General features: G+C 49.8%; 9 protein-coding genes and 2 pseudogenes. 8 read left to right on the top strand and 3 right to left on the bottom strand.

Annotated elements, in window-relative coordinates; genetic code table 11:
* The first annotated feature begins 123 nt into the window (after positions 1-123).
* Positions 124-1,269: a CmlA/FloR family chloramphenicol efflux MFS transporter gene (cml, locus tag GMO_RS11985; protein WP_008852689.1), complete on the top strand. Its 1,146-nt coding sequence runs from the start codon at positions 124-126 to the stop codon at positions 1,267-1,269.
* Positions 1,270-1,363: 94 nt separating this feature from the next.
* On the top strand, positions 1,364-1,636 hold the full coding sequence (locus GMO_RS14280; protein ID WP_139064470.1) for a hypothetical protein: 273 nt from the start codon (positions 1,364-1,366) through the stop codon (positions 1,634-1,636).
* A gap of 39 nt (positions 1,637-1,675) precedes the next feature.
* Here the strand turns inward: GMO_RS14280 and GMO_RS14445 are convergent, their stop codons facing one another.
* Positions 1,676-1,936: a hypothetical protein gene (locus GMO_RS14445; protein WP_147318800.1), complete on the bottom strand. Its 261-nt coding sequence runs from the start codon at positions 1,934-1,936 to the stop codon at positions 1,676-1,678.
* Positions 1,937-2,151: 215 nt separating this feature from the next.
* Complete coding sequence (locus GMO_RS11980) at positions 2,152-6,213, bottom strand: helix-turn-helix domain-containing protein (RefSeq protein ID WP_175282622.1); 4,062 nt, start codon at positions 6,211-6,213, stop codon at positions 2,152-2,154.
* Between the two features lie 69 nt (positions 6,214-6,282).
* Here GMO_RS11980 and GMO_RS15015 point away from each other — a divergent pair.
* From GMO_RS15015 to GMO_RS11970, 3 genes and pseudogenes are all read left to right on the top strand, one after another.
* Positions 6,283-6,459, top strand: a pseudogene (locus tag GMO_RS15015) (type IV toxin-antitoxin system AbiEi family antitoxin domain-containing protein); the annotation flags it as partial.
* 144 nt (positions 6,460-6,603) lie between these two features.
* Entirely contained in the window at positions 6,604-6,918 is a 315-nt protein-coding gene (locus GMO_RS14770) for a type IV toxin-antitoxin system AbiEi family antitoxin domain-containing protein (protein WP_008852687.1), read from the top strand.
* A complete protein-coding gene (locus GMO_RS11970; protein WP_050801481.1) occupies positions 6,915-7,844 on the top strand; it encodes a nucleotidyl transferase AbiEii/AbiGii toxin family protein in 930 nt (309 codons plus the stop codon). Before GMO_RS14770 ends, GMO_RS11970 begins: the two co-directional genes overlap by 4 nt.
* A gap of 741 nt (positions 7,845-8,585) precedes the next feature.
* Here GMO_RS11970 and GMO_RS15010 read toward each other — a convergent pair.
* Positions 8,586-8,684, bottom strand: coding sequence for a WGR domain-containing protein (locus tag GMO_RS15010; protein ID WP_083813679.1), 99 nt, complete (start codon positions 8,682-8,684; stop codon positions 8,586-8,588).
* 498 nt (positions 8,685-9,182) lie between these two features.
* On the opposite strand from GMO_RS15010, the gene GMO_RS14270 reads away from it, so the two are divergent.
* The 3 genes and pseudogenes from GMO_RS14270 to GMO_RS14755 all read left to right on the top strand — a co-directional run.
* Complete coding sequence (locus tag GMO_RS14270; RefSeq protein WP_139064469.1) at positions 9,183-9,959, top strand: hypothetical protein; 777 nt, start codon at positions 9,183-9,185, stop codon at positions 9,957-9,959.
* On the top strand, positions 9,949-10,494 hold the full coding sequence (locus GMO_RS14265) for a hypothetical protein (protein WP_139064468.1): 546 nt from the start codon (positions 9,949-9,951) through the stop codon (positions 10,492-10,494). Before GMO_RS14270 ends, GMO_RS14265 begins: the two co-directional genes overlap by 11 nt.
* A 55-nt stretch (positions 10,495-10,549) precedes the next feature.
* Positions 10,550-10,893 (top strand): annotated as a pseudogene (locus tag GMO_RS14755) (transposase); the annotation flags it as partial.
* Positions 10,894-10,999: the final 106 nt, after the last annotated feature.

The raw sequence follows: 10,999 nt of genomic DNA, 5'->3' as shown, positions 1-10,999 counted from the left end.
TAATCCACAAGCGATCTCTTATAGAAGAATATGAAGTATTTTTTGCTTTGAAAATCTAATTTAGGATCGGAGGTTTGTAGCCTTGAGTTGGTTAGATCGGAAATTATAAAAGAGAGGTGCTGGATGAGTAAGGTTCGCTGGGAACATTCCCTTCCATCTGCGCTCGCCCTGATGGTTCCGTTTGACTTTATGGCTGCGTTGGGAATGGACGTGTATCTCCCGGTTGTGCCGATAATGCCAGATGTTTTATCGACGGATGCAACGCTCATACAGTTCTCGTTAACTTTTTACCTTCTTGTTCTCGGTTGCGGTCAATTATTGTTTGGTCCTCTTTCTGATCATATCGGGCGGCGACCGGTATTATTTGGAAGTGCATTAATTTTCTCCGGATCATCAGCAGCATTGGCATGTACGCGTTCAGGTGACCTGTTTTTACTTTTTCGGATTCTTCAGGCCTTTGGAGCGTCAGGCGCACTTGTCGCCACCTTTGCAACCGTTCGTGATGTGTATGCAGGCCGCAGAGAAATTGGCGTCGTTTACGGAATGTTTAGCGCTTGCCTTGCTTTTGTACCGGCCTTTGGACCGATTTTGGGGGCTGCGATCGAACACTGGTTCGGGTGGACTGGTATATTCTGGTTTTTAGCCGGAGCGTCTGCCGCAGCACTGATAAATGCGATATTTCGTTGGCCTGAAACACGAAAAATAGACAATAACAGCCTCAGTTTTCTGGCATTGAAGTCCATTTTCACCAACAAGTTGTTTTGGATTTATACTATTGGATCGTCTGTTGCCATGGGCGATTTTTTTGTTTTCTTTTCTATTTCGCCAAGGATTCTAATGTCAAAGGGAGGGCTTACTTCCTTTGAATTCAGTCTTGCATTTGCTTCTGTCGCAGTAGTTTTAGCGATTACGGCGAAACTGGGTTCTCGCTTCGCAACGGCGTGGGGCCCAAGGGGTTGTTTGATCCGTGGGATGAGCCTTTCGATCATGGGAGCCTGCTTGATGGCTGGCGCGCAAATCGGGTTATTACCTCTGGTGGCAGGTATAATTCTACCGATGTGGATCATTGCATCTGGTGTTGCCATTACCATTTCCGTCGCAGTTAACGCCGCATTGACACCATTTGACGGGATGAGCGGCACGGCCACTGCCGCCCAGGCTTGCACGGAGAGTTGCCTGATGACGATCGGTGGAACGCTTGTCGTGTTTCTTTTCCCGATCAACACTTGTTGGCCGTTAGTTTTTTTGGTGGATTTTTTGGAGTGTTGACCATTGCTCTCGCGTCGATGGGATTGCAGAAGCAGTCATAAGCAATAGGATTCAATGCTGGCATAGGTAAGCCAATAAAGTATTGATATGTAATATGAAGGCACGTCGTCGTAGCCATTTGGACTTGCTCCCCAAAAAATGCCTTCTGGAACACTTTGTTGCGGGCATGCCCGCGCGTAATGCTGCGGAGATTCTCGGTGCGCGCCGCAATATAGCGCCCTTGTCCTATCGCAAGCTTCGGGAAATCATTGCTGAACATAATGCTCTGGAAGCGACATTTGAAGGCGAAGTTGAAGTTGACGAGCAAGGCCTAATAGGCTTTAACGCCCCCAGTGGGCGCTCACTTAATCTCCTTAATTTATGCTAGTCCCCGTAATTTTTATCGAGATCGTCTAATATTGTTTGGTCATCGGTCGAGTGGCGGGCCTTTTTCCAAAAGTTCGTAGCCATTGACGTCGAAATAAACTGTCGTATTTTTTTCTGTGAAATCGAATACGGCAGGATCACAATGCTCGCCTTCTACAGTGAACCGAATAAGTGAGCCAGGGACGAGGCCTTTTTTATAATTATCTGTACGGATAATTACCGCTGATCCCACAGGCGGGACGCAGCCGGCATGAACTGTAGCTATTGGCGAACCACTAAGCGTAAAAACTAATTTTGTCATTCTCATCTCCATAAGCCATCCCCCGAAACCGAATTCTTCTGCGGTTTATGGCTTCATTTTTAGCGTGTCAAACCGAGCAGTCGACACGAATCTCCGTGGAAGGACAGTCTGAGCTTATGCTTTCTGTTAACCCGCAGTTGGGACGTACGGGCCGCTTGCCATCTATGCACGCACGTGACGGGGATAAATGGGTTGGAGGTGATCAAAGTTTGCAACTAGGATTCCCAATCAAGTCGCTCAGCATCCTCGTCGTGGCGTTGGGCCTGCCAATCATAGCGCTCTGCTAGGCCATTGAGCGCCTTGGCTGTGTGAGGATGCTCCAAGCTGATTGCTTCGGCCCATGTGCGATATTGCGCTGCAAGTACCCGCTCCTGTTCTCCCCCGTCCCGGGGCATCCGAGTGGTGACACCGCGACGATTGCTCTTGCCGACCTGAAAGCCTTCAAGCATCGGTTTACTACGAAAGAGATCAAGCGCGTCACGTACAGGTTCGGCTGGCCAGTTGCCGTCCGCGCCTATGGGAGAGGCCGAGAGCATCTGGCCAATCCTGTCATCGGCAATGTCCCGGCGGCCCACGCCTTGGGCCAATATGCGAGCTTCCTTAATCCAAGATTCAAGTACATGCCCGTCAATAAGACCGTCATCGCGGGTTCCTGGTAGACGGTCCCAGATTGATAATAGACGGTAGGCTTGGTTCGCTACTGCGCGAGCCTGCTCGAAATTGGCAGGTTCGGGGTCGATGATGCCGCTTTCTTCGCTCGGTCGGAAAACGGCCTTTAGCATTTCTATAAACAGCGGGGGTTGTTCAGATAGAGCGCGAAGCAGAACCTTTGCCGGTCGGTGGGAGTGCTCCAATAATTGGAGATAGTTCCACTCAAGCATTACGAGTACGTTGTGATCCACGTCTTTACGTTTATCAAGAACACCGAGCGCCTCGGTAACATAATGCTGGAACATTGTAGCTTCATTCTTGTCGCCGTTGCCTTCGAAGGGCTGGCGACCCGCTTCTTGCAGTAGCTCAACTAGCAGTTCGGTTGGCAAGCCTATGTCAGCGCCGCGCTGAGTGAGTGGTAGAGCATGCCGGGCGCGACCAGCATCAATCAGATGACGGATAGCGTAAGCGACGCTCTCTTGGTCGTCGTTCATCCAGAAGACAGGCGTTTGTCGCCAATAGATGGTTTCTGTTTCACCCCCGATGGCCGCTACCTGGTCCCAAGTCCAACGGGTGATTGGGAACGCATGCAAAATGGTGATTACAGCGGTATCTCCCCAGGCTTGAGACCTAGCCTTGTTGAGCAGATTAGCACCCCAATCTTCCCCACGATTACAGAATGTCGAGACAATCAAACCATGTGCTACGTCACGCTCGCGCGAATTGTCGCTCCGAACGGCTGCCTCAATTAGCGCGTCAATGTCCGAATCTGGAAAGCCCGCATCATAGATCGCTTTTCCTAGGTAAGCTGCCCTCTCGGTCAATCGGGCGAGCGCCAGCACAGATGTTATGCCATTCTTCTCGAACAATATTCTGGCGGCTTCGATCCGAGCGATCTCTACGTCCCGCTGACTGGCTTCCCATCCCTCTGCAGATGGATTGGGCACCTGAACACCGTTCTGGAACAACCATGCAATCCGTTGTAGTGGGTCTGCCGGCTCAAATCGATTATAGATCACATCGATATGGTCCAGAACCGGGTCGGGCAGACGCCATTCTGCTTCAGGAAACTGACGATGATGATGTAGAATGCTTCTTAGCTTATTCCATATCACGTGACGATCGGTCCGAGCAGTGATAAGCGGTTCTGTTCTTTCAAGGGCGTCCAAAACTGCTTCCGGTCCCGTTCCAAGATTGCCGATCCGGCCAAGGAGTGAAATCCAGCGCGCAGCACTGGTGCCGACATCTTCGAGCAGGCGCTGGCTGATTGCCGTAGCACCGCTTCTGATTAGGGGCCACGTGACTGTCTCGATTCTATCAACCGAAAAGTCGCGCCAGCGGGGCAGTGGCGAAGGCATCGACATATCATGCCCACTAGGAAGAAGACCAAGCATCAGCTTCCAGGCTGCGTTGGGTTCTTGTTTGCGAATCAGATCGAGCGCACGAAGTCTCCTGTCGAGCGTGGCGTAGGTCTGCGGACTCCACAGCAGGTGTATCTGACGCAAACTGTTGGCAGGGCCGTTGGAATGGTGCCGCGGCTTTGTGTCGAGTGCATCAAGGCGGGCGAGGTTAAGGCTCACGCGCGGTAGAAAATCAGGTGACCAAGCGAGAGACTCCATCGCCCACATCAAGTTTGACAAGTAATCGACGCCGAAAGGGTTACCTTCATCATGAGCAAAAAGTGAAAGAATCGGTGTGTTATCCTGATCCAGGCAGTCCTCGATCGCCGATAGGAAAGCGTTCGGTGAGGCTTCTGCCAAGAGTCGAAAGTCTCGTGACAGGGACCACCATAGACGCTGATCAGCGTTTGTCAGCAGTTTGCGGACGATAGCATCTGCACGATGCTTGACATCCGGCACAGTGTGTACTCGACTACCCCACAGCGCCAGAAGGATCAGTACTTGGCCGATGCCGTGACGGATCATGTCTGAGTAGTCGCGATGGACGCCTTTTATGGCGGCCATCCAACGTTCGTTCGGATCCATGGCAAAGCGAGGATCGATCGAACCGAAAACTGAATGTGCGGCTTCTTCGAATCGTTTAATGTCGAAAGTGTTTAGGTGGTGGGCAAGCAGGAACCATGCATCCGAAGGGGACGCCACGCGCCATGTCGTACCGACTTTCTGTAGTGGGCTATCAAACTGATCCACATAAGGCGTAAGTGTCGCTACAGTCTGTTCATAGGACGTGTCTGCCAGTTTGGAGAGTAGAGCTTGGTCGGCCTCGGAATTGTCGTCCCAACCACCGGCCAGTAATGCGGCGAGTAGGGCACGTGGTGGAGGCCCCTCAGCCCACTTCGGCAGTCGCCCGGGCGCGCCCGGCAGCAGGCGACGTAGAACTGCGAGATTTCGAGCGCTATCACGAGCCAGCGCACGGGCGCGAGGTTCAGCTATCCCTCCAGCCTGAAGTGCGTTGGCGATGCCTTCTCTGGATGGTCGCTCAAGAGTGCGTGCCTCGCCCCGTGACGTGTATCTGTCGTCGTATGCTTGCAGGACGAAATGGCCTTTGCTTGCGAGGCTCTGTGCCAAGCCAGGTTCTGGCTCGGTAAGGACCAGAATTAAAGGGGCCAGTGCATCAGCGAGCGCGCGCGCCGCAGCAGCGGTGGTCACCACCAGACAGCGCGCACGGTAGGCTAAGGCTAGGTTATCCGGCAGTTCACTAAGTGTAGCGTGAAAAAAGCTCACGACTTCATCAGATGTGGTGGCCCGTAATGACAGGACTGATGGTTCATTGCGAAGCCAACGAAGTACTTCGACAACGTCCTGATCGCGATCGCTAAGCACGAGGTCTTCGGTGAGCGGCCATTGCGTGGCGCGAGACCATTCCGTCCAGACCTCGTCTAGCTCCCGCGTCCCCGGTGGCCGCTTGCCAAGGCGATTGGCCAGCCACAGGCCGACAGCAGGCGTCTGCTCGATCCAATGCACAAGGTCGTCGGCGTCGTAGACGCGGACCTCCCGCCACGGACCCGCAGAGGTTTGTGTTCGGGCCCATTCGTCTTTTTGTGGCCAGTGATGCAAGGTGACGAAAATGTAGGCCGATACGGCGGGATCCAGCGGCGCAGGTTCGGTGGTACGCTTGGTATAGTCCTTGGTTATCTTTTGAGAGATATTTGTGCGTTGAGCACTTAACTCCCAACCTGCATTTCCCTGAGGGACATAGTCGCTGCCAACGTCCGTGATGGTAAGCCCGTCCCACCCCGAGTGACGCACGCCACCATCTGAGGGAAAGCGGAGATGTATGGCGCTACCATGCGTGGCACGTATCAGAAAGGCAAGGAGGGTCGGTAGACTGAAGGGGCCATCTGTCCGTCCGGCCCAAGATGCAAGGTCATCAGCGTCGACCCAACGCACTGGCGTTCCAGACCGGTCAGAGGAGGTGAACATTGAAACGGGAGGGCCGATCACGGCGCCGGTTGGCAGGAAGCGAATGCCTGCCGTCTCAAGGGCGCTCCGGATGGCTTGGGCGTTGTTCGCCACAGGCGTGCGAGAGCCGCGCTCAAAGTCGGCGACGGTCGAGGTACCGACCTTGGCGGCCTTGGCTAAATCCTGCTGCGACCAAGCCAGCAGCGCGCGCGCAGCGCGGACGTGTTTAGGGGTTAGGCCTGAAGGGGTGCTAGACTGAACCATCATCATATGAAATATATGACATCAGATTAGAATCCTCAACTGTTATCTTTTGTCGACAATTGTGGATTTATGACGACAATAGGTAACATTATGTCCGAACGTCATATGACTTATCGCGATCTCGCTCTTAACTTGGTTCGGGCTAGGGGGATTGCGCGCGCACGAGATCTGAAAGCGGCTGGCATTCCGCTCGTATATCTTAAGCGTCTAACTGATGCTGGCGATCTAGTCCGCCTCGGACGTGGTCTCTATCAAGAGCCCGATCGTATGGGCGAGGATATAGCTCATGACTTGGCTGAGGCGGCACGCCGCATTCCAAACGGTGTCGTAAGCCTCTTGAGCGCCCTGCGTTTTCATGAACTTACGACGCAACTACCGCACGCAGTGTGGATGACCATTCCTCATCGGGCCCGTTCGCCCAGCGCTACAGGCCTGCGCCTCGAGATCGTTCGTGCTACAGGAGAGGTTCTGACGGCCGGAATTGAACACGTCGACATCGAGGGTGTGGCGGTGCCAATTTACGGTGTCGCCAAGACTGTTGCAGACTGCTTCAAGCATCGCCGCTCTGTTGGCGAAGATGTGGCGATCGAGGCGCTGCGTGATGCCCTGCATCAGCGCAAGACCACTTCTGGCGAACTCATGAAATTTGCCGCTATTGATCGGGTTTCTGCTCGGATGGAGCCCTATATCAAGGCTATGCAGTGAAAGACAGGATCCTTAAAAATCCGGCCGCTTCGATCCGCGCTAAGCTGCACTCCTACGCTAGGCAACATAGCGATGATTTTCAGCGGGTGCTGACGCGTTATGCTATTGAACGGTTGCTGTTTCGTCTTAGCCAGACTGACGCTGTCGAACGTTATGTGCTTAAGGGGGCGATGTTGTTCGTGACATGGCCCCAGCATGTTTTCCGGCCAACCGGCGATCTTGATTTGTTGGGGCACGGCGATCCTACTCCAACGGCCCTCATGGAGTTATTCACCCGCATTTGTCATATCGAGGCTCCTGCAGACGGGATTTTCTTTGACCCGACGACATTGAAGGTCGAACCGGTTCGCGAAGCTGACAAGTACCAAGGCGCCCGCCTGAGCGTGAAGGCCGACTTAGCTGGTGCCAAGATTCATGTTTTGATCGATATCGGTTTTGGGGATTATGTATATCCGGATCCGAAACACGAGATTTTTCCGACGTTGCTGCCCGGCTTACCTCAAGGCAGAATCCTCATGTATCCTCCTGAAACAGTGATTTCTGAAAAATTCGAGGCAATGATTCGTTTCGGGGAGGCAAACGGTCGCATCAAAGACTTCCACGATATATGGGTTACGACGCAGACCTTTCGGTTTGATCTGGCCAATGTAGTAGAAGCTGTCCACGGCACGCTTCGCCGCCGTGAGACGGCTATTCCGAGCGAAATGCCGATAGGGCTGACCGGCGCATTCGCCGCTATTGTGGAAGAACGTGGACTGTGGTCGGGATTTCTGCGCAGAGCGTCCCCCGCAATGGGGCTCCCATCATTTTCAGATGTTCAGTCGGAACTGAGGAGTTTTTTTGGCCCAATCATTGCAACCTTGGGTGCTCCGGAAGGCGCTCAGGGTATTTGGCACCCAGACAGTAGAAGCTGGCGCAACAATTAGATGTGTCTGGCATGGTTGCCCTGCTCATGCGGCGAGTCTGGGTATCTGGCGGTTCACCAATCGCAAGTATCGTTGGTTGTCTTCCCCCGCAACCATTGAACCCTGCACTAAGAACTTCTCTAGAACGCCGTGGTCCGGATGGACTGCGGCGTTCTTTTTGTTCAACGCAAAGCCCAGCATTGCCGCCAGGTCCCCCTCAAGAAAAATCCCGAGTTCCCCATTCTCTGGAATCCCGCTACGACAGATGCCCGGCCGTTTTCTGCTTGGTTATGAGTCCTAAGTTTAAAGGACAATCACGCGGAGGTCAGATTGAAGAACCTATAAATCTATGATGACTCGCGTTTTGGCTGGAAGGACATGAACTTTTGGCCAAAGCAAGATGGTAATTCGAATATCATGTCTATTGCTCTCAGGGTATATCGGTGAAGGGAGGTGACCTGCTCTGCTCGTCAAGCAATCCGCGGAATAAAAATCATAAATAAAGATATAATTTGTCTGATAAATTATTGTGTAATCCCGAACGTCGGATTTTAGCTTTTTGGCCGGTGTGTCTATACAGAATACGGAAGCCATCATCGTGCAGGATGGGGAAAGAACTGTGTTGACTGATGATTCTGCGAGTTAGTTTTTACTCTGCGTTGGGAGTAGATCGGGGATATTGTTACGCGCTTGCGCTGATCTTCTCGAGAAAGAGAAAGCGGCGTACGTTGTAGCCGATAGCCCCGACGTACTTTGCTTGACCTATCGCACCAGCTCTGCGTGCGCGGCGACCGAATCGACAAAGCGCTTTTGCCACTCCTGACCTTTGGTTCCGAGACGTCCCCAAGAGCGGACGAGCATAGTGCCTCCTAAGAGATCATCCTGCAGCGCAAGACGGTAGTTGACGGCCGGGTCTCGATCCACTGCAGATGGCGCTCTTAGGGAAGGGGCTGAACTAGCAGGACAGAGCCTTTTGTTGGCCTTTGGACGACGTCTAATCCCAAAAGTGTAACAGGGTCCGGAGGGTCAAAGGCTTTCTCTCTAGATCTGCGGGTTTTCGGAGCTTTTTCACAGATCCTGAGACCAAGGCGAGGGAGGACTTTTTGCGCCTGTACCGCAATCGATACGATGTTGGATTGTGAGACGTCATAGTCATAGGCCATGATACAATTGTGTTCTCATCAGGATCCGCTGAAATCACTTAGCTAGTTTTCAGTCAGGCATTTGAAAATGAGGATAAGAATTTTTTAGGTATATGCAAAATGGAATCCTTGAATTGAGCGTAGATTTTATGGTTATTGTCAATCGCAGGACATATATCTTTGTTTGTAATAGAAGCCTAATTTTTTTGGGGGGGGAATGAAATACGCCGTTATTTTTAAATGCCATCAATGGAATGATATAATTGAAGAAACATTTAATCAAATGAGAAAATTTGTATTGAATGGCGATGTATATATTCAAATAGATAATACAAACGGGGATCTTAATATAAATTATGATAAAATTCACATAATTAATAAAAACACAATAGAAGAAATAGGATTGCCAACAAGTGGTGGATTCTGGTATAATGGAGATTATTCTACTATATTATTTTTTCTCGATAAAATAAATTATGATTATTATGTCACTTTGGAATACGATGTTTTTGTGTCGAATAGTATTGATGATATCGTGAATATCATGAAGGAAAATCATATCGATGTTATAGGCCAACAGCTTCCTCCAGCTGTTGGACCCCACCTGAAAGATTGTCTTCCTTATTATGGTATAAATATTGTAGAAAAATCCCTTTTTTGTATATCATTTTTTTCTAAACTTGCTGTGTCTTGTTTTTATTCAAGAAGATTATCACAGTCAAAAATAAGAGAAAAATATAAATTAGAAGAGTGGCCTATTGGAGAGGCTGTAATGCGGACTGAATGCAAAATTAGCGATTTGAAATATGCTGATTTAGAAGATTTTTGTGATAACTTAGACCACTATGATTGGAATAAGGGATCATTAATAGATTATGCTAGAGAGATAGCTAAAGAAAAAACATTTATACATCCAGTATCAAATCTGGATAAGTTTATAAAAACAAATTTCCCCCCAAATAAAAAAGAATATAATAAACTATATGAAAAATAAAAAAATCGAATATCCAAAAATTGTTTTTTTATTCTATAATAATGTAGACGAATCCTTTGAAAAAAATGTCATTATAGATGATTATAGAGATATTTTTAAAGAAAAAGCGCTTCCGCATATAAATGAAAATATAATTTCTATAGGAAAAGCCTGTTCTCAAAGTTCAACATGTTCCTATTCATATTCCAAGAATGAATCAAGTAGGGCATTAAATATTCTCCCAAGATATGGACACTCAATACATACGGATTATCAGGAAAATCCTTGGTGGATTCTTGATATTGGTGAGAGTAAATTTGTCCGGAATGTGTATTTCTTTGACAGGCCAGAGCCAGAGTTGGGTGGATCAAGAACAAAAAACTTAACGATAAGTGTTGGTGAGGAAATAGAAAATATGAAAACAGTTTTTTGTAGTAATTCGGATATTAAGCTATGGAATTTGAAAGTTGAAGTGCTGGAAAAAATAAGATTTGTAAAAATACACATAGAAGGTTACGGGCTTCTGAACTTTGATACAGTTGTCGTCACTGACTGATAGCCGCGAGGTATGAGCAAATCTCCTCTCACCTTCTACCCAACGACGAAATAGTGTGCCGCTGAAGCAGCGCGGATCATTGACGGTATGCTTTGACCCGTCGATGACATGGTAATAATATAGGAGGGAGAGTCAGCAGGAAGGTGTGGTCGGCAACGAAGCTATAATAATGCTGCCATACAGACCTGTCCAATGCTGAAGCCCCTCTTTGGCATGGCCTTGAAACAGGTAACCAATTTTGTCGAAAATCTGTTTCGTCTGGCTGAACTATCGTGCCTTGTTCCGGATTCCAGCATACTGAGCCGTTGGCAGAAAACTGTGGTCGTCGACATTGCGTATCGCAGTTCAAACGGACTACTCCATCTTCTGATCGACAGCACCGTGATCAAGGTGAGGGGATCGAAGAAGCATTGACTGAAGTTTTGGGAGCCTGACTCAGGCAAAACGAAAGATTATTAATGGTTTTCCCCAAAAGGCCGTTTCCGCTCTGTGTTGGAAGCAGATC

Source organism: Gluconobacter morbifer G707 (genome assembly GCF_000234355.1).
GTDB classification, from domain to species: domain Bacteria; phylum Pseudomonadota; class Alphaproteobacteria; order Acetobacterales; family Acetobacteraceae; genus Gluconobacter; species Gluconobacter morbifer.
This window is presented reverse-complemented; position numbering and strand designations above follow the sequence as displayed.